The organism is Roseovarius tolerans (genome assembly GCF_028885395.1).
Lineage (GTDB): Bacteria > Pseudomonadota > Alphaproteobacteria > Rhodobacterales > Rhodobacteraceae > Roseovarius > Roseovarius tolerans.
On the sequence record NZ_CP118494.1, the window covers coordinates 1,980,527 to 2,000,730 of the forward strand.

24 protein-coding genes are annotated in these 20,204 nt (G+C 65.3%); 16 read left to right on the plus strand and 8 right to left on the minus strand.

The window, feature by feature from the left end:
• The first annotated feature begins 19 nt into the window (after positions 1-19).
• From PVU19_RS09720 to PVU19_RS09765, 10 genes are all read left to right on the plus strand, one after another.
• Entirely contained in the window at positions 20-133 is a 114-nt protein-coding gene (locus PVU19_RS09720; RefSeq protein WP_050661931.1) for an entericidin EcnA/B family protein, read from the plus strand.
• A gap of 142 nt (positions 134-275) precedes the next feature.
• A complete protein-coding gene (gene alr, locus PVU19_RS09725; protein ID WP_050661930.1) occupies positions 276-1,313 on the plus strand; it encodes an alanine racemase in 1,038 nt (345 codons plus the stop codon).
• Entirely contained in the window at positions 1,310-2,095 is a 786-nt protein-coding gene (locus PVU19_RS09730) for an MlaE family ABC transporter permease (protein ID WP_152911598.1), read from the plus strand. The genes alr and PVU19_RS09730 overlap by 4 nt, the downstream gene beginning before the upstream one ends.
• Positions 2,092-2,838, plus strand: a complete 747-nt coding sequence (locus PVU19_RS09735; protein ID WP_050661929.1) for an ABC transporter ATP-binding protein — start codon at positions 2,092-2,094, stop codon at positions 2,836-2,838. Before PVU19_RS09730 ends, PVU19_RS09735 begins: the two co-directional genes overlap by 4 nt.
• An 84-nt stretch (positions 2,839-2,922) precedes the next feature.
• A complete protein-coding gene (locus tag PVU19_RS09740) occupies positions 2,923-3,363 on the plus strand; it encodes a paraquat-inducible protein A (protein WP_050661945.1) in 441 nt (146 codons plus the stop codon).
• Positions 3,364-3,507: 144 nt separating this feature from the next.
• Positions 3,508-4,272 carry a DNA repair protein gene (locus PVU19_RS09745; RefSeq protein ID WP_152911597.1) on the plus strand — a complete coding sequence of 255 codons (765 nt, stop codon included), beginning with the start codon at positions 3,508-3,510 and terminating at the stop codon, positions 4,270-4,272.
• Positions 4,273-4,327: 55 nt separating this feature from the next.
• Positions 4,328-5,692 carry a DNA repair protein RadA gene (gene radA / locus PVU19_RS09750; protein ID WP_050661943.1) on the plus strand — a complete coding sequence of 455 codons (1,365 nt, stop codon included), beginning with the start codon at positions 4,328-4,330 and terminating at the stop codon, positions 5,690-5,692.
• A 27-nt stretch (positions 5,693-5,719) separates the two neighbouring features.
• Positions 5,720-6,283: a CvpA family protein gene (locus PVU19_RS09755; protein ID WP_050661928.1), complete on the plus strand. Its 564-nt coding sequence runs from the start codon at positions 5,720-5,722 to the stop codon at positions 6,281-6,283.
• 134 nt (positions 6,284-6,417) lie between these two features.
• On the plus strand, positions 6,418-7,872 hold the full coding sequence (gene purF / locus PVU19_RS09760; RefSeq protein WP_050661927.1) for an amidophosphoribosyltransferase: 1,455 nt from the start codon (positions 6,418-6,420) through the stop codon (positions 7,870-7,872).
• Between the two features lie 148 nt (positions 7,873-8,020).
• The gene (locus PVU19_RS09765; protein ID WP_050661926.1) at positions 8,021-8,284 is read left to right on the plus strand and encodes a type II secretion system protein N; all 264 of its coding nucleotides are present in this window, start codon (positions 8,021-8,023) and stop codon (positions 8,282-8,284) included.
• Between the two features lie 70 nt (positions 8,285-8,354).
• Here the strand turns inward: PVU19_RS09765 and PVU19_RS09770 are convergent, their stop codons facing one another.
• The gene (locus PVU19_RS09770; RefSeq protein ID WP_235575705.1) at positions 8,355-8,942 is read right to left on the minus strand and encodes a biotin transporter BioY; all 588 of its coding nucleotides are present in this window, start codon (positions 8,940-8,942) and stop codon (positions 8,355-8,357) included.
• 92 nt (positions 8,943-9,034) lie between these two features.
• Here PVU19_RS09770 and PVU19_RS09775 point away from each other — a divergent pair, with 92 nt between their 5' ends.
• The 5 genes from PVU19_RS09775 (at position 9,035) to PVU19_RS09795 (ending at position 13,800) form a co-directional block, all read left to right on the plus strand.
• The gene (locus PVU19_RS09775; RefSeq protein ID WP_050661925.1) at positions 9,035-9,685 is read left to right on the plus strand and encodes an SDR family NAD(P)-dependent oxidoreductase; all 651 of its coding nucleotides are present in this window, start codon (positions 9,035-9,037) and stop codon (positions 9,683-9,685) included.
• Between the two features lie 75 nt (positions 9,686-9,760).
• A complete protein-coding gene (surE, locus tag PVU19_RS09780) occupies positions 9,761-10,543 on the plus strand; it encodes a 5'/3'-nucleotidase SurE (RefSeq protein WP_050661924.1) in 783 nt (260 codons plus the stop codon).
• Positions 10,540-11,196, plus strand: coding sequence for a protein-L-isoaspartate(D-aspartate) O-methyltransferase (locus PVU19_RS09785; RefSeq protein ID WP_050661923.1), 657 nt, complete (start codon positions 10,540-10,542; stop codon positions 11,194-11,196). The genes surE and PVU19_RS09785 overlap by 4 nt, the downstream gene beginning before the upstream one ends.
• 31 nt (positions 11,197-11,227) lie before the next feature.
• Positions 11,228-12,409 (plus strand): peptidoglycan DD-metalloendopeptidase family protein, encoded by a 1,182-nt coding sequence (locus PVU19_RS09790; protein WP_050661941.1) that lies wholly within the window; start codon positions 11,228-11,230, stop codon positions 12,407-12,409.
• A 713-nt stretch (positions 12,410-13,122) separates the two neighbouring features.
• Positions 13,123-13,800, plus strand: coding sequence for a VPLPA-CTERM sorting domain-containing protein (locus tag PVU19_RS09795; RefSeq protein WP_050661922.1), 678 nt, complete (start codon positions 13,123-13,125; stop codon positions 13,798-13,800).
• Between the two features lie 166 nt (positions 13,801-13,966).
• Here PVU19_RS09795 and PVU19_RS09800 read toward each other — a convergent pair whose 3' ends face one another.
• From PVU19_RS09800 to PVU19_RS09815, 4 genes are all read right to left on the minus strand, one after another.
• Positions 13,967-14,143, minus strand: coding sequence for a hypothetical protein (locus tag PVU19_RS09800; protein ID WP_162838254.1), 177 nt, complete (start codon positions 14,141-14,143; stop codon positions 13,967-13,969).
• Positions 14,140-15,270 carry a YeeE/YedE family protein gene (locus PVU19_RS09805; protein WP_082237432.1) on the minus strand — a complete coding sequence of 377 codons (1,131 nt, stop codon included), beginning with the start codon at positions 15,268-15,270 and terminating at the stop codon, positions 14,140-14,142. The genes PVU19_RS09800 and PVU19_RS09805 overlap by 4 nt, the downstream gene beginning before the upstream one ends.
• A 10-nt stretch (positions 15,271-15,280) precedes the next feature.
• Positions 15,281-16,222: a sulfurtransferase gene (locus PVU19_RS09810; protein ID WP_050661921.1), complete on the minus strand. Its 942-nt coding sequence runs from the start codon at positions 16,220-16,222 to the stop codon at positions 15,281-15,283.
• A 117-nt stretch (positions 16,223-16,339) separates the two neighbouring features.
• Entirely contained in the window at positions 16,340-17,425 is a 1,086-nt protein-coding gene (locus PVU19_RS09815; protein WP_050661920.1) for an ABC transporter ATP-binding protein, read from the minus strand.
• A 159-nt stretch (positions 17,426-17,584) separates the two neighbouring features.
• Between PVU19_RS09815 and PVU19_RS09820 the strand changes: the two genes are divergently transcribed.
• Complete coding sequence (locus PVU19_RS09820; protein ID WP_050661919.1) at positions 17,585-18,064, plus strand: DUF2059 domain-containing protein; 480 nt, start codon at positions 17,585-17,587, stop codon at positions 18,062-18,064.
• A 6-nt stretch (positions 18,065-18,070) separates the two neighbouring features.
• On the opposite strand, the gene lpxI is transcribed toward PVU19_RS09820, so the two are convergent.
• The 3 genes from lpxI to PVU19_RS09835 form a co-directional block, all read right to left on the minus strand.
• Complete coding sequence (lpxI, locus tag PVU19_RS09825) at positions 18,071-18,973, minus strand: UDP-2,3-diacylglucosamine diphosphatase LpxI domain-containing protein (RefSeq protein WP_050661918.1); 903 nt, start codon at positions 18,971-18,973, stop codon at positions 18,071-18,073.
• 61 nt (positions 18,974-19,034) lie between these two features.
• Entirely contained in the window at positions 19,035-19,499 is a 465-nt protein-coding gene (fabZ, locus tag PVU19_RS09830) for a 3-hydroxyacyl-ACP dehydratase FabZ (RefSeq protein WP_050661917.1), read from the minus strand.
• A gap of 85 nt (positions 19,500-19,584) precedes the next feature.
• Positions 19,585-20,202 (minus strand): OmpH/Skp family outer membrane protein, encoded by a 618-nt coding sequence (locus tag PVU19_RS09835; RefSeq protein WP_082237427.1) that lies wholly within the window; start codon positions 20,200-20,202, stop codon positions 19,585-19,587.
• Positions 20,203-20,204: the final 2 nt, after the last annotated feature.

Sequence of the window (20,204 nt, forward strand, 5' to 3'; positions counted from 1 at the left end):
AACAACCATAGGCAGGAGCATGCAAAAACTGATTGCGCTTGTCCTCATCACCACGCTGGCAGGCTGTGCCACCGTCGATGGTGTCGGACGTGACATATCGGGTGCTGCGCGCGGCGTTCAGAGCTGGTTCTGAGCACATAGTCCAGCGTCATGACCGAGGCATTTCCTCCCCCGCCCGCCAGTTGTGGGCGGCTTTTTCGGCGTGTGCGCCTGAGGTTCCCGTGCCGCGCGCCTTTCCCCTTGACGCCCCCGCCCATCCTGTCAAAACCGCCCGCATGAGCAGCGCGACCCTTACAATCGACCTTGATGCCATTGCCGCCAACTGGCGTGCCCTCGATGCCATGACCGGCACTGAGACCGCCGCCGTGGTCAAGGCCGACGCCTACGGGCTGGGCGCTGACCGGGTGGGCCGTGTGCTGGCACGCGCAGGCGCGCGGCACTTCTTCGTGGCCATCGCCGAAGAGGGCGTGGCCCTGCGGCAGGCGCTCGGCCCCGATGTGGCGATTCACGTGTTTTCCGGGCACATGCCGGGCGATGCGGACATGATCGGCGACATGGACCTCGTGCCGATGATCAACTCGCTCGACCAGATGATCCGTCACGCCGAGGCGCTGCCCGGCCACCCGTTCGGCGTGCAGCTCGACAGCGGCATGAACCGGCTGGGAATGGAGCCCGAGGAATGGCAGGCCGTGCGGCAGATCGCTCTCGCACAGAACCCGGTCATGCTGATGAGCCATCTGGCCTGCGCCGACGAACCCGATCAGGCGATGAACGCGCAGCAACTGGCCGCCTTCCGCGCGATGACAGACGACACCGATGTGCCGCGCTGTTTCGCCAATACCGGCGGCGTCCTGCTGGGCGGTGACTATCACTTCGACCTCGCCCGCCCCGGCATCGGCATCTATGGCGGGCGGCCCTATACCGACGCGCGCCCCGTCGTCACTCTCGACATTCCGGTCATTCAGTGTCGCGACATCGCCCTCGGCGAGACGGTCGGCTATGGCTGCGATTTCACCGCGCCGCGCGCCATGCGCATCGCCACCGTGGCGGCGGGCTATGCCGACGGTATCCTGCGCGCCATGGGTCCGAAAACCAGCCTCTGGGCCGAGGACACCCCCTGCCCCGTCACCGGCCGCATCTCGATGGACCTGATCGGCGTCGACATCACCGACCTCGGGCGCGACCCGTCGCATCTGCAATTGCTCGGGCCCCATCAGGGGATCGACGTGCTGGCGGATAATGCAGGCACCATCGGCTATGAAATCCTGACCTCACTGGGGGCGCGCTACATGCGGCGCTATATCGGCGGATGACCCTGATCCTCGGTTTTCTGGCGTCCATCGGGCGCACGATGCTGGCGGGGCTGGCGGGCATGGGGCGGATCACGCTCTACGCCTCCGACGCGGTCAGCCATCTGGCGCGCCCGCCCTTCTACTGGCGTGAATTCGGCCATGCGCTGGTGCAGATCGGCTGGCTGTCGCTGCCCGTCGTCGGCATGACGGCGCTTTTCACCGGCGGCGCGCTCGCCTTGCAGATCTACGCGGGCGGCGCGCGCTTCAACGCCGAAACCGTGGTGCCCTCGATCGTCGCCATCGGCCTGACCCGAGAGCTTGGCCCGGTGCTGGGCGGCCTGATGGTCGCCGCACGCGTGGCCTCCTCCATCGCCGCCGAGATCGGCACCATGAAAGTGACCGAGCAGATCGACGCGCTCACCACGCTCTCCACCAACCCGATGAAATACCTCACCCTGCCCCGCGTTCTGGCCGCCACCCTCGCGGTGCCGCTACTGGTGGGCGTGGGCGACGTGATCGGCATCATGGGCGGGTTTCTGGTGGGCGTCGGACGCCTCGACTTCGGCGCGGCGACCTACCTGCACAACACGATTGATTTCCTCGAGACATGGGACGTCGTCTCCGGCATGATCAAGGGCGCGGTCTTCGGCTTCATCGTGGCGCTAATGGGCTGCTACTACGGGATGAACTCGGGGCGCGGTGCCCAAGGTGTGGGGCGCGCCACCAAGACGGCGGTGGTCGCGGCCAGCGTGCTGATCCTCGCGTCCAACTACATCCTGACAGAGGTGTTCTTTTCGGCATGATCGAACTGCGTGACGTCCATAAGGCCTTTGGCGAGAACCGCGTTTTGCAGGGCGTGAACCTGACCATCGAGTCGGGCTCCTCCATGGTGATCATCGGCGGATCGGGCACCGGCAAATCGGTGGCGCTGAAATGCATCCTCGGGCTCATCCGCCAGGACAGCGGCGCGATCACGCTCGACGGCACGGATGTCACCACCGGCGACCGCGACGCCTTCCTCGCCCGCTTTGGGATGCTCTTTCAGGGCGGCGCGCTCTTCGACTCACTGCCCGTCTGGCAAAACGTCGCCTTCCGCCTGCTGCGCGGCTCGCTCAAGCGCCCCAAGGCCGAGGCGCGCGAGGTCGCCATCGAGAAACTCCGCCGCGTCGGGCTCAAAGCCGAGGTGGGCGACAAATTTCCGGCCGAGCTTTCGGGCGGCATGCAAAAGCGCGTGGGCCTCGCCCGCGCCATCGCGGCCGAACCCGAAATCATCTTTTTCGACGAGCCGACCACCGGCCTCGACCCGATCATGTCGGGCGTGATCAACGAACTGATCCGCGAAATCGTGGTGGAAATGGGCGCGACGGCGATGACCATCACCCATGACATGACCTCCGTGCGTGCCATCGCCGACAATGTCGCGATGCTGCATGACGGGGTGATCCAGTGGACCGGCCCGGTGGGCGACATGGACCAGTCGGGCGATCCCTATCTCGACCAGTTCATCCACGGCCGCGCCGACGGCCCGATCGAGGCGGTGCGGTGACGTCCCGCGCCAAGAATTGTCGAAAATTCTTGGCAAAAATCTTGCAAGATTTTTGCACGCAATCGCTGAGGTATGGCGCATAACATGCTGAAATACGCCAATCTCACCCTCCTGATCCTTTTCCCCGTCGCCTGGTTCGCGCCGCTTTTGCGCGCGGGCATCGCCCTGCCGCTCTTCGGCCTCAGTGAGATCAGCATCATTTCCGGCCTTCAGGAACTCTGGCAAAGCGATGTCATCCTCGCCCTGTTGGTCACCTTCTTCGCGCTCTTCGCGCCCTATCTCAAGACCATCGGCCTCGCGCTGGTGCAGTTCGACCTGCTCGCCCCACGCGCCCTGCCCGCGCTGCATCTGCTGGGCAAGCTGGCGATGGCCGATGTCTTCCTGATCGCGCACTACATCATCGTGATCAAGGGCGTTGGCCTCGCGCGGGTCGAGGTGGCATGGGGCCTCTATCTCTTCACCGCCTGCGTGCTCGCCGCCATCACCTTTGGCCATCTGGTGGACAAATCCCGGCCCGCCCCCTGAACTGTCCCTATTTCGGCAACAACCCGGCGCAGTCACGCAACACTCCGCCATTGTTGAGCCTGTGATGAATGAATTAACCCTTTGCCTTTGACGCAATCGGCGTAAACTCGCCTATATTGGATATGGTCTTTCAGGGGGGAAGTCATGCCCGCACATTTGAAATCTGTTGCGCTGCTGACTCAGTTTTTATTCCAACGGCTCGCCGTTGTTTCATTTCTCCTGGCCGCGCTCGCGCTGAGTGCTGCCAGCATCGGGGCGGCGCTCGGTCTGGTACCGTGGCTCGAATTCGAGGCTGGGTTCGGCGGTGTGATATACCACAATGCCGGCCAGATCGCGCAAATCGGCCTGACCGTTCTGGCGGTGATGCTGTGCTTTTTCCTACCCGCGAATGCCCGCATCATGGCGCTTGAGACCTCGCACCGGCGGTTCAATATCGGCATGCAGGACGTCGCCCGCGCCTATCATGCGGCCCATGCGGCGGATCGCGAGGGGTTGTTTCAACTCTCATCCGAGTTTGATGCGGTGCGCGAGCGGCTGGCCTATCTGCGCGAGCATCCCGATCTGGGCGGGCTCGAGCCGGACCTGCTCGAAGTGGCCGCCCAGATGTCGCATATCAGCCGCGAACTGGCCGATGTCTATTCCGATGAAAAGATCGCCCGCGCCCGGCAATTCCTGCACCAACGCCAGCAGGAGGTCGAGGCGTTCAATGCGCGGATCGATCAGGCCAAGCAGATCAGCCGCGACCTCAAGCATTGGGCGCATGAGGTCGATCTGGAGGAAAGCGTCGCCGCGAGCCAGCTGACCCGCCTGCGCGACGACCTGCGCGAGGTGCTGCCGGAACTGGGGCTGGAAGAGATGCTGCGCGCCGACGGCACGGTCATCGACCTCAGCAAGAAGGCCGCCGAATAGCGCCGCTGCATTTTCGGGTTTGACCGGGACCGGCCCTTGGGGCATGACCCGGGACATGGCGAAATCCTCAACCTTCACCTGTTCGGCCTGCGGCGCGGTGCACAACCGCTGGTCGGGCCGTTGCGACGCCTGTGGCGAGTGGAACACCATCGTCGAAGAGGCCCCGCTCTCAACCGGTCCCAAGGGCAAGACGCTTGGCGGCAAGCGCGGCGCGCAGCTGACCCTCACTGATCTCTCGACCGAAGAGGCCCCGCCGCCGCGCACCCTTTCGGGCATCGGCGAGCTGGACCGGGTCCTGGGCGGCGGCCTTGTGCCGTCGAGCGCGGTTCTGGTGGGCGGCGATCCCGGCATCGGCAAATCCACGCTGCTGTTGCAGGCCGCCGCACGCTTCGCGGGTGCCGGGCTCAAGACCTTCTACGTCTCTGGCGAAGAGGCCAGCGCGCAAGTGCGCATGCGCGCGCAACGCCTCGGGCTGGAAAATGCGCCGGTCAAACTCGCCGCCGCCACCTCGCTGCGCGATATCCTGACCACGCTCGAGGCGGAAAAGCCCGATCTGGTGATCATCGATTCCATCCAGACCATGTGGTCCGACACGGTCGAAGCCGCCCCCGGCAGCGTGAGCCAGGTCCGCGCCGCGGCCCATGAGCTGACCACATTCGCAAAACGCTTCGGCACCTCCGTGATCCTTGTCGGCCATGTCACCAAGGACGGGCAGATCGCGGGCCCGCGTGTGGTCGAGCACATGGTCGATTGCGTGCTCTATTTCGAGGGCGAGCGCGGCCATCAGTTCCGCATCCTGCGCTCGGTCAAGAACCGCTTTGGCCCCGCCGACGAAATCGGCGTCTTCGAGATGACCGGCGGCGGGCTGGCCGAGGTCGCCAACCCCTCCGAGCTGTTCCTCTCGGGGCGCGGCGCGCCCTCGCCAGGCTCGGTGGTGTTTTCCGGCATCGAGGGCACCCGCCCCGTGCTGGTCGAGATGCAGGCGCTGGTCGCCCCCACCCCGCATGCGCAGCCGCGCCGCGCCGTGGTCGGCTGGGACGGCGCGCGTCTGGCGATGATCCTCGCCGTGCTCGAGGCGCGCTGCGGCATCCCCTTTGCCGGGCTTGATGTCTATCTCAACGTGGCCGGTGGCTTGCGGATCAGCGAACCTGCGGCCGATCTCGCGGTCGCCGCAGCCCTGCTCAGCGCGCGCGAAGACACCCCCCTGCCCTCGGAAACGGTGATTTTCGGCGAAATCAGCCTCTCCGGGGCGCTTCGCCCGGTGGGACAGTCCGAAAACAGGTTGAAAGAAGCGCAAAAACTTGGTTTCACATCGGCGATCATTCCGTCCGGTGGCAAGACCGGCGGCACCAGCGGCCTCAGCCTGACCCGGATGGGCGATCTGACTGCGTTCGTGGGTGATATTTTCGGCGCAGGTTAGGCGCGCCCAGAGGGACAGGACAAGGCTATGGACGGTTTTACCATCATCGACGGCGTCGTGGCGCTTTTCATCGTGCTGTCGGCGCTGCTGGCCTATTCGCGCGGCTTCGTGCGCGAGGCACTGGCCATCGCGGGCTGGGTCGTTGCCGGCATCCTCGCCTTCATGTTCGCGCCGCAGGTTGAACCGCTGGTCACCGAAATCCCGGTGGTCGGCGAATTCATCGCCGACAGTTGCGAGCTCTCGATGATCGGCGCCTTCGCGGTGGTCTTTGCCGTGGGGTTGATCGTGGCCTCGCTGATCACGCCGCTCTTTTCGTCGCTGGTGCAGCGCTCGGTCCTGGGCGGGCTCGATCAGGGGCTGGGCTTTGTCTTCGGCGTGGCGCGCGGCGTGTTGCTCATCGCCATCGCCTATTTCGTATATGAAACGGTGATCAGCTCGCAAAGCATCGCGATCATCGACGACAGCCGCTCGGCGAGGGTATTTGCACAGCTGACCGGCAAGGTCGAGGATGGCAATCCCGAACAGGCGCTGGGCTGGATCACGCAGCAATATGAGGAATTGATCGGCTCCTGCGAAGCCCCCGGGCAGTGACGCCACGTAAACCGGCACCGCTCCCGGGCGCGCACAGGTTTCTGTGATAGTTTCGTGACATACCCGATCTGAGCGCGTATGAGGGGCGCAAGTGACAGACACGGGATTCGGAGCTGCCAGCCTTGTCCACTCAAATGCCCCCCGCTCACCCCTTCGACGATGATAAACTGAAGGAAGAATGCGGTATATTCGGCGTCGTCGGCCTGTCCGATGCGGCGAATTTCGTAGCCCTCGGGCTGCACGCCCTGCAACATCGCGGACAAGAGGCCGGCGGCATCGTCAGCCACGATCCCGATCAGGGCTTCAACTCGGTCCGTCGCTTCGGCTATGTGCGCGACAACTTCACCCGCCAGTCGCTGATGGAAACCCTGCCCGGGCCGCTGGCCATCGGGCATGTGCGCTATTCCACCGCCGGGGCCAAGGGCGCCGCGATCCGCGATGTGCAGCCGTTCTTCGGCGAGTTTTCGATGGGCGGGGCGGCGATCGCCCATAACGGCAACATCACCAACGCAGACGCGCTTCGCAAGGAACTGATCGAGCGCGGCTCGATCTTCCAGTCCGGCTCTGACAGCGAATGCATCATCCACCTGATGGCCCGCTCCCTGCAACGCAACATCCCCGAGCGGATGGAGGACGCGCTGCGCCGCGTCGAGGGCGCGTTTTCCGTCGTCGCCATGACCCGCACCAAGCTGATCGGCGTCCGTGATCCGCTGGGCGTGCGCCCGCTCGTGCTTGGCCAATTGGGTGAAGGCTGGGTGCTCAGTTCCGAAACCTGCGCGCTCGACATCATCGGCGCCACCTTCGTGCGCGAAATCGCCCCCGGCGAAATGGTGGTGATCTCCGAGAAGGACGGCGTCGAGAGCCATTACCCCTTCCGCCGCCAGTCCTCGCGCTTCTGCATCTTCGAGCATGTCTATTTCTCGCGCCCCGATTCGATCATCGGCGGCCGCTCGGTCTACGAGACCCGCCACCAGATCGGCGTGGAACTGGCGCGCGAGGCCCCTGTCGATGCCGATCTCGTCTGCCCGGTGCCCGATAGCGGCACGCCCGCGGCCATCGGCTACAGCCAGGAATCCGGTATTCCCTTCGCGATGGGGATCATCCGCAACCAATACATGGGCCGCACCTTCATCGAGCCGACCGAGCAGATCCGCAACATGGGTGTGCGCCTGAAACTCAACGTCAACCGCGCGCTCATTGAGGGCAAGCGAGTGATCCTCGTCGATGACAGCGTCGTGCGCGGCACCACCTCGCGCAAGATCAAGGAAATGATCCTCGACGCCGGGGCCGCCGAGGTGCATTTTCGCATCGCTAGCCCGCCCACGGCGTGGCCGTGCTTTTATGGCGTGGATACGCCGCAGCGCGAAAAACTGCTGGCTGCCACGATGTCCGAAGAGGAGATGCGCGAGCATCTCAACGTGGACAGCATCCGCTTCATCTCGCTCGACGGGCTCTACCGCGCCGTCGGCGAGGCGCAGGGCCGTGATACAAAGTGTCCGCAATATTGCGACGCCTGTTTCTCGGGGGAATATCCGGTCGAGCCCTCGGACATGATCGCCAAGGGATTCGAGCTGAAAGCCGCCGAGTGATCGCGGTCAAATCGACCGCATAAGCGGGGTTTTGCGGCCACGCAAAGCGCTCTGGCAAGTTCCTGCCGCAGCGCAGATATCGGGCTTTTCTCTGCCACGCGCGCCGCATAGACGCGCGGGCAGAGACAAAAGAAACCCCGAGGCATTCATGGCAAACCAAACATCCACCCCTGCGGCCACACTGGCCGCAGCGACCCAACAAGGTGCCCTGCCCTTGCGCCGCATCACATTGCTCGGCACGATGCATGGCCCCAGCAACGCCCGCGCCCTCGTGCGCGTGAGCGGTGGCAAGGTGGCCCGGGTCGAGATCGGCGACACGCTCGACCGCGCCACCGTGGCGGCCATCGGCGAGGGAGTCGTGATCCTGTCGCGCGGCGGTCGTGCCGAAGAACTGCGCCTCCCCGGCACCTGACCCGGCATAGCAAAAGGCCGCCCCCGGTTGTCCGGGCGCGGCCTCAATTTCAGTCAAACGCGCTGCGGGTTCAGCCGCGACGCGCCTCCAGTGCCTTCCAGCCGCCATAGACGACCATCGCCGCGATCACGGCCTTGACCGCATCGCCGATCAGGAACGGTGCCATCCAGTGGGCCCAAAGCTCCGGGACCGTCTTGCCCATCACCGCGGCGGGCCAGGCCAGGCCGGGGATATAAAGCAGCGCCGACACCGCGATCCCGCACAGCGCGGTCGAGACGACACCGCGTGCCAGACCCTTTTCCACCGCCAGACCGGCCAGCCACGCCATGCCGACATAGCCGTAAAGAAAGCCTGCCGTCGGCCCGACAAGCGAGGCCCCGTTCATGCCGTTCGCAAAGACCGGCAGACCCATGGCCCCCTCGGCCAGATAGGCCAGCAGCGTCGCCGCCCCCATGCGCGATCCGAACGTCAGCCCGACGATCAGCACCGCCAGCGTCGACAGCGTCATCGGCACCGGGAAGAAGGGCACGCTGACCTGCGCAGCAAGCGCTACAAAGAGCGAGCCCGTCAGAACGAGGCCGATCTTGCGAAGCAGGGTATCTTGACCGATCACGGCCTTGGCTAGAACTGTGTCGCGCATCATGTCGCGTCCCTCCATTATCTCTGTCCGTCCCGACTTTTTCACCGCGCTGCCGCAAAAGTCAAGCGATTGTCCTTGATTTGCCCGGCGACAGGTGGGATTTCCCGCTTATGACACAGGACACCGATCTCCCCCTCGCCCTCGTCACCGGCGCCTCGCGCGGTCTTGGTGCCGCCATCGCCGAGGCGCTGAGCGACACGCATCACATCATCGCGGTCGCCCGCACCACCGGCGCGCTCGAGGAACTCGACGACCGCATTCAGGCGCGCGGCGGCAGCGCCACGCTGGCCCCGATGGACATCACCAACACCCAGGCGATGGCGCAGCTTTGCCGCTCGGTCCATGACCGTTGGGGCGGTATCGCGATTTGGGTCCATGCGGCAGTGCATGCCGCCCCCCTGGCCCCCGCCAACCACATCGCCGAGGGCGATTGGTCGAAATCGGTGGCCTGCAATGTCAGCGCCACCGGCATCCTCATTCCCTTCATCGCCCCGCTTCTGGGCGAGGCGGGACAGGCGATCTTCTTCGACGACGCAAAGGCGGGCGACAAGTTTTTCGGGGCCTATGGTGCCACCAAGGCCGCGCAAATCGCCCTCGCCCGCAGTTGGCAGGCCGAGACCGAGAAGACCGGGCCGCGCGTTCACATCCTCACGCCGCAACCGATGGCCACCGCCACCCGTGCGCGCTTTCACCCCGGCGAGGATCGCGAGGGCCTCGCGCATCCACGCGATGAGGCCGCGCGCCTTCTCACCCTGATCTGAGGGGCCTTGCGCGCCTTGCCCCTGTGGCGGTGCGCCGCTACACAGGGGCGAAACAGCGCCAGGCGGGGCACGGGCATGCGAATTCTGATCACCAATGACGACGGCATCAACGCACCCGGCCTCGCGGTGCTGGAAGAGGTCGCCACCGCCCTCGCAGGCGAGGACGGCGAAGTCTGGACCGTGGCCCCCGCGTTTGAGCAATCCGGCGTCGGGCACTGCATTTCCTACACCCGCCCGATGATGATCTCCAAGATGGCCGAGCGCCGCTATGCCGCCGAAGGCAGCCCCGCCGATTGCGTGCTCGCGGGCCTGCATGACGTGATGAAGGACGCGCCCCCCGATCTGGTGCTCTCGGGCGTGAACCGGGGCAACAACGCGGCTGAGAACGCGGTCTATTCCGGCACCGTGGGCGCGGCGATGGAGGCCGCGCTGCAAGGCGTGCCAGCGGTGGCGCTCAGCCAATATTACGGCCCAAAGAATCGCGATCTCGACGACACGTTCGAGGCCGCCCGCGTCCACGGATTGCCCACCCTGCGCCGCCTGCTCGACAAGGGCGTGTGGACCAAGGATGATTACGGCATCTTCTACAACATAAACTTCCCGCCCCTGCCCGCATCGGACGTCAAGGGCCTGCGCGCCGCCCGTCAGGGCTTTCGCCGCGACATTGGCTTTGGGGTTCAGCCACACACATCGCCCTCGGGTCGGCGGTTTCTCTGGGTCACCGGCGCACCGCAGCACGAGCCCACGAGCCCCGGCTCGGATGCCGATGTGAACCTGCAAGGCTACATCTCCGTCACGCCGATGCGCGCCGACCTCACCGCGCATGACGCATTGGAGGCGCTCAAGGCCATCGAATGAGCGACGACGCCGATCATATCGCGGAACGCAAGATGCAGTTCCTCTTTGCGCTGCGCTCTCGCGGGGTGACCGACAAGGCGGTGCTGACGGCGATGGAAAAGGTCGACCGTGGCCCCTTCATCCGCGGCTATTTCACGGACCGCGCCTATGAGGACATGCCACTGCCCATTGCCTGCGGCCAGACCATCAGCCAGCCCTCGGTGGTCGGGCTGATGACGCAGGCGCTCAAGGTCTCGAACCGCGACAAGGTGCTCGAGGTGGGCACTGGCTCGGGCTATCAGGCCGCGATTCTCAGCCAGCTTGCCCGCCGGGTCTACACCGTCGACCGGCACAAGCGGCTGGTCACCGATGCGAGCGAGATTTTCCGCGCGCTTGATCTCACCAATATCACCGCGATCACCGCCGATGGCAGCTTCGGCCTGCCTGATCAGGCCCCCTTTGACCGGATCATCGTGACGGCGGCGGCCGAAGACCCGCCCGGCCCCCTATTGGCGCAGTTGAAAATCGGGGGTATCATGGTAGTGCCGGTGGGCCAATCGGACGCGGTGCAGCATTTGATCCGCGTGACCCGGAGCGAGACCGGGTTCGAGTATGACGAGTTGCGCCCGGTGCGGTTCGTGCCGCTGGTCGAAGGGCTGGGGCGCGACGGGTAACGAAAAGGCCCCGGCCAACAAGGGGCAGGACATGAGGAAGATCGAGATGCGTCACTTTCCACGACACCTGACCCTTGGGGCGGGCATGGCCCTGGCCCTCGCCGCCTGCGATCAACCGCTCGATATCGACATGCGCGGCGCGTTCGGCAATGCCCCCTCCACCGCCGAGGCGGCGCGCAACGCCTCTGCTCCCCGGCCCGAACCGGATGCCCGCGGCATCATTTCCTATCCCGGCTATCAGGTCGCGGTCGCACGGCGTGGCGACACGCTGGCCCAATTGGCCACACGGATTGGTGCCGATGCGCGCGAACTCGCGCGCTATAACGGCATCCAGACCGGCGATCCGCTGCGCGAGGGCGAGGTCATCGCCCTGCCCGGCCGCGTGGCCGAGCCGACAGGCGGCCCGATCCAGCCTCCGGGCGGCGTCGATATCGACACGCTGGCCGGGGATGCGATCCGCCGCGCCGATGCGCAGACCGTCGAGACCAGCGCGCTCGAACCCTCTGCGCAGGTCGGTGTCGAACCGGTCCGCCACCGGGTGGAACGCGGCGAGACCGCGTTCAGCATCGCGCGTCTTTATAACGTGTCGATCCGCAGCCTCGCGGACTGGAACGGCCTTGGTTCCGACTTCTCGGTGCGTGAGGGGCAATACCTGCTGATCCCCGTGGCCCTGCCCGGCGAAGACACCGAACCTTTTGAGGCCGAACAGACCGCAGCGGTCACGCCCCCCGGCGCAGGCTCGCCCACGCCGGAGCCGCCAAGCGCGTCGAAACCCCTGCCCGATGAGAAAACCGTGCCCACCGCCACCCCGGTCGAGACCGTGGCCGCCCCGGACCTCAGCGAAAGCGTGACCCAGACCGCCCGCATGGTGACGCCCGTTCAGGGCAACGTTATCCGCGACTACGCCAAGGGCAGCAATGACGGCATCGACATCGCCGCCGCCCCGGGCAGCGCGGTCAAGGCCGCCGATAGCGGCACCGTGGCCGCGATCACAGAGGATACCAACGGCATCCCCATCGTCGTGATCAAGCATTCGGGCAACCTGCTCACCGTCTATTCCAACGTCGGCGCGCTCAGCGTAGCCAAGGGCGACAGCGTCAGCCGCGGCCAGAAGATCGCCGAGATCCGCCGCGACGGCACGGCCGCCCTGCATTTCGAAGTCCGCGACGGCTTCGACAGCGTCGACCCCAACGACTACCTCAACCCGTCCTGACGGGGGCGGTTGGGGTAGCGTTAGGGGGGCGGCTCGTATGCGAAGCCCAGACGGTCGATTGCGTTGGAAACGAACCTCGGCTTGGTTTTGGTCTGGAGCTGCCGTGCGCTTTGCCAGTAGGTGCCGCGCGATCGCAGGGCCGGAGACTAGCGAAGCAACGGTTGTTGCCCGCACTTTATGCCAGCCAAGTCATTCTGAACTCAAACACTTTGCGCGCCCTATCAAATCGCCAGGCCGCGGGACGGCCCGGCGATCGCGCGGCACCTTTGGTGCTATTCGCGCGGGTGCTTTGATTCAACGTCCGTATCAGGCCAATGGCCGACCTTGATCCCGACTTTCACCAAGAGCAACTTGTCCGCGTAGCTGTCATCAAGGCGCTTTGCGGCCAAGGTCCGGTGTGAGTCCCTGAGTGACGGATTCTGCTCAGAGCATAAGCGGCTGATTTAAAGTGTCGGATCTGCACCTTCGCGATCAGAGTAAAATCCGAAGCTGTCTAATCTCGCGAAAGCCAGACCGCTACGCGCGATTCAATGCTGATCCCGTCAATCTTGGCACAGCAAATCCCGCAGCACCGCTGCTCCCGTTCTGGCGGCGGACGGCATCGCAGAAAAATTTCGCGAAACTGGAAATCAATTGAAACTCTACAGCCATGGTAGCCGTGCCTCTTCCTTGAGGTCTCGAATCTCGAGATCAAAAAACCAAGGGAGATGTCAATGAAACCGACAAGATCACTCGCGCTCGCCGCAACCCTTTGTACAATCGCCGTATCCTCGGCCTCGGCCGCGACGTTCACAAACGCCGGAGCCTTCGCGTCTGCAACCACGAACATCCAGACGGAAACGTTCGACGACAACATCGCCCAGCCGGGCCTCTTCGGCACTCCGGTGATCACGTTCGACAACGGCACCACGTCAACGGCGCGCAACACGCAGCAGTTCAACCGTGTCACCGACGGCGTTTTCATCGGCGGCACCCGCGCGGGGCGCGACGACTCGTTCGATGACACGATCATCTTCGACTTCGGTCGGCAGGTCACCGCCTTCGGAGCGGACTTTATCGGCGCGGCCGAGATCATGATCTCGGGCATGTTTGATGGTCAGACCCAGTCATTCCTGCTGGGTGATCTGCGCAGCGATGACGGCTTTGTAGGTCTGACAAGCTCAACAGCGTTCAGTGCGATCACCTTTAGCACCGACGCGGGTGGTTTCCTGCAATCCGGAAACCCGACAGTGTCAGTGCAGGCCAAGAACTTCCGCTTGGACAACCTTGCTCTGGGTGACGCTGCCCCCGGAGATCCGATGTCCCCGGTGCCGCTGCCAGCCTCCGCCCTGATGCTCCTGTCCGCCTTGGGCGGGTTTGGCGCCTTGCGCAAGATACGCCAGCGCAGCTGACCGCGCGCAGAACAGTCAGGGCCCGAAATAGAAATGACATGCCCGAAACACTGTTGAGATCAGACGAGAACGGCGGACCCTACGCGGGGTCCGCCGTTCCTTCCTCAGATGCTTTCGCAAACTAACGTCTCGAGTGCTTTTCCCGGCACCTGAACCGGCCTCACCGCTATTGCGCGGGCGGTGGCGGGGCGGCGCAATGTCCGCCTGTCGCCGCCAGCCCCGAGCCGAGCGCCAGCAAGGGCGGCGCGGTATAGGGGTTGAGCGGCTGCGATTGCGCATGATCGAGGGCCAGCAGCCCGACGATGCCAAGCGCCACCAGCAGGGTCCCGCTGCGCCGGATCATCGCTTTGCCTCCAGCCCCAGAACGGGGCGCAGCCGGATGCCCACCCACGACCCGGCAAAGGCCGCGACGAACCACACCCAGCCATGCGCCGATCCGGTGCCGATCCCGCTGAAAAACGCGCCGATATTGCAGCCGAAGGCCAGCCGGGAGCTATAGCCCAGCACCAGCCCCGCCACGATCACCGCCAGCCACGCTCGCGCCGGCAGCTTACCCACCGGTGAGGCCAGCCCCGCGCGCCACCACGCCATCAGCGCCGCGCCCCCGATCAATCCCAGATCGGTGAGCGAGGTGATATCCGTCAGCAGGCTCGCCTGAACCTGCGCGGCATTGCCCGGAGCCGCCCAGAAGGCCGAGCCCGACAGATCGCCACCTACGGCCACCACACCCTTGGCCACCCAAAGGCCGAGGCCGTAGACGACACCCCAGGGCTGGCCCGCCACAATCAGATGCAGGATCGCCAGACCGGCCAGCACCAGGATCGCGCCCCAGTAGCGGCGCGGCAACCGGTGTGAGCCCTTGACCCCGACCAGCAGCGCCAGCACCGCCACCGCCGCGAGCCCCGCCAGCGTGATCATCAGGCCTTGCGTACCTTCGAGTGCCACCACCGGCAGACTGCCCAGAGAGGTCCACCACGACAGGTGATAGGCCCCGCCGAAACTGCCGATGGCAAAGAACGGCAGCGCCACGGCGCCTACCGCATTGCCGCTCCCGGCATTCACGAGCGTGCCCGAGCCGCAGCCCAGCACCACCTGCATCGCCGCGCCGAACACAAACGCCCCGCCGATCATCGCCAATCCGATGGGCGCATGCGCACCCTTCAACTCGGCTCCGTTCGCCGCCAGCAGCGGAAACGCCGCAAGCGCCACGATCCCGATACAGATCAGCTGCGCGATCAGCCCCGAGGCGTCACGCTCCAGGATCATCCGCCGCCACGGGCCGGTAAAGCCGAAACGGAACCCTTCGAGCGCAAGCCCGAAACCAAGACCGATCAGCAGCACCACGCCGAACCGCGGCCCCGCAAGAAGCGCCACGGCCAGCACCAGCGCGCCGACGACAAGGATCATGACGCCCCGCGACAGCCCACTCGGGGTGGTGTCGACGGGGGCCGTGGCGGTCGCGGTGCTCATCGTGCCGTGCTCAGTACTTGCCGGTGATCTTGTTGATCATGTTGCGGAACAGGCCCGGCACATTGGCCATCTCGTAACCCGCATTCGACCAGCCGACCATGGATTCGGGGTACATCCGCACGCCGTCGATCCCCGCCACCTCGCTCAGCGCGAACCAGTTGGTCGCGGCCCAGTGGCCGGTATTGCAGAACGACACCAGCTTGTCGCCCTGCTCGAACCCGTTCTCGGCGGCCAGCTGACGGATCAACTCCGGCTTGATGCGCGCAGGCTCGTCCTGACCGAACCAGCGGTCATGTGTGAAATAGCGCGATTGCGGCAGGGTGCCGGGCATCGCGGCGGCCCCGTGCTTGGTGTCGCCTTTCCAGAATGCCTCGGGGCGGGCGTCGATCAGTTCGGCCTGCTCCTCGCCGTTGACGATCGCCTGCACGTCCGCGCGGGTCGCCAGCCATTTGTCCGAAAAACTGACCGTGATCTCGCTTGGGCTCACCGACGGGGCCTTGCCCTTGGCAAGCTTCTCTCCGGCCTCGGCCCAGCCGTTCATGCCGCCGTTGAGGATCGCAAGCGGGCTCACACCGCTCGACTTCAGCGTCCAGTAGACCCGCGCCGCAGCCCCGAAATCAGTCTGATTGCTGCCCTGATGCACGACCACCACGCGGTCACCCGCGTCGATGCCAAGGCCGCGCAGCACCTCGGTCAGATGCGCCTCCGAGACCAGTTCGCCGGGATTGTCCGACGGGCCGCGAAAGAGGCCGTAAGGCGCGTTGAGCGCGCCGGGCACATGGCCCTCTTCAAAGGCCCCCTCGCCCTGGATATCGAGCACGACGGGCGCGCTGTCATCCAGCGCGGCGCGCAACTCCGCAGGCTCGACCAGCGGCCCAAGCTCTGCCAGCGCCGCAAGCGGCAGAACCGCCAGCGCGGCGGCGGTGAAAGTAGTGCGAATGGAATGAATCATGTCGACCCCCGGTGTCGGTAAGTTGTGACGTCTTGGCCGGTATCTAGACCTGTCGCTGCCGCGCAACAAGCCTGCAACGCAAAACTCACGCGGGATTGACGTCGGCTTTGGGCGGCCTCACCCGTCCTTGGGAAAGACGAAGCACCGGTCGCGCCGGATCATCAGCCACAAAGGCTTGCCCGGCTTGGGCAGGAACACGTTGGGCACCGTCGCCTTCAGCAACGAGCCGTCGTGATCCATGCGAAATTCCACCAGACTTTCCGAGCCGATGAAGCGCGCGCGCTCCACCACGCCACGCGCGGGCGCGCCGTCCTGCGGCGTGGGATTGGGGCCGCGCCCGTGGCGGTCAAAGTCGATCTTGATATGCTGCGGGCGGATCACGATCTCCACCTCCTGCCCGTCCGGCACGCCGGGGGCAAGGAAATGGCCAAACGGCGTTTCGGTCAGCGCCCCCTGCACGCGCCCCCGGATCACGTTAATTTCCGAGAAAAACGCCATCGCGCTGCGATCCACCGGGGCGTTGTAGACGTTATAGGGTGCACCCTGCTGAACGATCCGCCCGTCGCGCATCAAAGCGATCTCATCGGCCATGCGCATCGCCTCTTCGGGCTCATGCGTGACCAGTAGAACGGCGGTATCCTCTTCGCGCAGGATATCCAGCGTGTCGTCGCGGATACCGTCGCGCAGCCGATTGTCGAGGCCGGAAAACGGCTCGTCCATCAACATGATGCGCGGTCGCGGGGCCAGCGCACGCGCCAGCGCCACCCGCTGCTGCTCGCCCCCCGACAACTCGTGCGGATAGGCCGCGTGATACTGCGACAGGCCGACCCGGTCGAGCAGTTCGGCGACCCGCGCCGCCTTGGGCGCCTTGTCCCCCGACAGGCCGAACCCGACATTTTGCGCCACGCTCAGATGCGGGAACAGCGCGAAATCCTGAAACATCAGCCCGATATGCCGCCGCTCCGGCGGCACGCGAAACACCGTGTCGCAGATCAGGTTGCCATCGACATGGATTTCACCCGAATCCTGCATCTCGACGCCCGCGATCATCCGCAGCGTCGTGGACTTGCCGCAGCCGGACGGCCCCAGAAGACAGGTCACCTTGCCCGGCATGACGCGTAACGACACGTCCTCCACCACCACGCGCCCGTCATAGCGACGCGTCAGGTTATTCACTTGGAGCCGGGGAATCGGGGTCTGCACCGGGGCCTCTTCATGTCTTTCCGAGCGATTTGATCGGGCTTTGCCCGCTGCAGATAGCAACCTCGCCCCCCCCATGCAAGCGCCGCGACCCGGCAGCCGTTGACAGCGCGCCCGTAAGCTGGTTCGGTGCAGGCGATTTAATTTTGCGGAGTTATCCCCATGCGCGTTTTGACCAGCCTCACCCTTGCCCTTTGCCTCGCCCTGCCCGCCCATGCCCAAAGCGAACGGGACGCCCGCCTCGCGGTGGCCGAAGACTATGTTTCGGCGACGATGGAAGGCATGGATATGCAAGAGTTCATCCGCCAGATCTGGCAGCCCATGGTTCAGCAGATGGCGCAGAACCGTCAGCAACTCACGCCCGAGCAGATTTCCAAGATCGAGACCCTGTTCTCAGAGGAACTGACCGAGCCGCTGACAGATGTGATGCACGCGCAGGACGAAATCCTCGCTGACCTGCTGACATTGCAAGAGCTTGAGGCGCTGCGCGATTTCTACAATTCCGAGAATGGCCGCTCGGTGATGGAAAAGATGCCGCAACTGGCCCAGATCCAACAGCCGATGATTTCGCGTGTGCTTCAGGCCAAGATGCCGGTGATGATGCCGAAGATCCGCGAGATCACCACCGGCGAGACCGAATAGGCCGCGTTACCCTGTCCCGCCGGGACGCACCCACAGAAAACACCGCGCCGCCCCGAGGATGTCGCGCACGTCCTCGGGGTGGATCAGCATAACGCCCCCGGCCGCGATCACGACCCCGTCGAGCCGCGCCGTGACAACCGCGCGCGCCGTCTCCGGTCCGATCACTGGCATGTCGGCGCGCAGATCCTGCCCCGGCCTCGGCGCCATATAGAGCAGACCGCCGCTCTCGGGCACGCTGTCCTGACCGCTCAGCCAATCCGCCGCCCCTCCGATCATCTGATCCGCGATGTCAAAGGGACCGAGGCTCCAACTACCGTCATCACCGCCTTTCGCCAGATCGGCCAGCATCCCATGGGTGCCGCGCGCATCCTCCTGCGCCACGACGCGCGCCCCGCGCGCCACCACAGCCCGCCCCGGATCATCCCGGCCCATCCGGTCCAGCGCGACAGTGGCCGCCGCGAGATCCGCCTCGATGCCCTCGGGCAAGACCCCGATCCGCACCCCCGGCGCGGGTAGCAATTCCGGCGCGATCTCAGCCGCCCCGATCACCGCGATTTCCGCCTCCTCGAAAATCGCGATGATCTCGCGCAAGAGACCGTCATCGCCTTTGGCCAATGCCCCTTGCAGGCGCGGAATATAGGGCATGGTGGCTGCATCGATCAACGCGGGGTCCACCGCCGGACGGCGCATCGCCCCGGCCATGCAAAGCCGCGTGATCCCCCGCGTCTGCAACTCCGCGAGGAAACTGCCGAAATGCTCCAGCCTTAACCCGAGGCGCGGCAGATCGCCTGTCACTTCCGAGGGAAACTGCACCACCTCGCAGACCAGTGGCACCTCTCCCCGCGCCAGCAGGACCTTTGCCAAGTAAGGCGGCACGCCCCCCTGCCCGGCAATGAGCGCGAGCGCCATGACCTAGCCCTGCCCCGGGGTCATATCGACAGAGCGATGTCTCTCGGTGCCCGGCATGAGGTCACTCTTTCGGAAGGTCCATCATCGCGGTGAATTCCGCCTCGGCCGCCATCTCGCCCTCGACCTCGGCCACCCCCGAAAACTTCCAGACCTTGCCGCCGGGCTTGCCGCGCGTGGTCTCCAGCTTCATTTCCAGCACATCACCGGGCACCACCATCCGGCGGAACTTGGCGCGGTCAATGGCCATGAAATAGACCAGCATGTTGCGGTCCTCCATGCCGAGCGCGGTGCCCACCATGACCGCCGCCGTCTGCGCCATCGCCTCGATGATCGTGACACCGGGCATGATCGGCTTGCCCGGAAAATGCCCCTGAAAATGCGGCTCGTTCATGGTGACGTTCTTGATGCCGCGCGCGTTCTGGTAGCCGTCGATATCGACCACCTTGTCGACCAGCAGGAATGGATAGCGATGCGGGATCAGCCGCTGGATCAGGTGGATATCCGCAGTCTTGATCGGCTCGGTCATGGCACATCCTTTCGCATCTTGGCCAGATGTCCCTAGCAACTGCGCGGTCGCGGGGCAAGATCGCCCGACACCGTCGCGCGCGGCCCTAGTCGCCGCCTGGCGCGGGCAATTCCGGCATCTCCACCGCGCCATTCTCTTCGGGCTGCGGCTCCGGCAGGCTCTGCGGTCCGCTGCCGACGGTGGCATTGATGCGGGTGATCGCCAGATCGGTCACATCCGCCACCTCGGCATGCAAAAGCACGCTGCGCCGGTCAAGCAGCACCACCGCCTCGGTTTCCTGCAACAGTTCGGACAGGACCGGTTGCACCACGCGCATGAACTGTAGCGGGGCCAGATCCCGGCGCCGCTCCAACTCGCGTGACATCCGCTCGCTGTCCTGCCGCAACTGCGTGACCTTGGCGTCGAACGCATCCGCCATCTCCCGGAACGCGTCCGGCTCGCTCTCGCTGCGCATCTCGGTCAGCGCCTGCTCCTCGGCCTCCAGATCACTGGCGACCCGGTCATTATAGGCAATCAGGCGATCACGCTCGGCCTGGATCGCGCGCTGCAACCGCTGGCCATAATCGGTTTCGCTCAGCAACCGTTCGGCGTCGATCACGATCACGTCGCTGGTGACCACTCCAAGCTGCTGCGCCGCCACCCCCTGCGGCACCCCCAGCCCGAGCGCGATGATCACCCCGGCCCTGAACAGCCCGGCGCGCATTC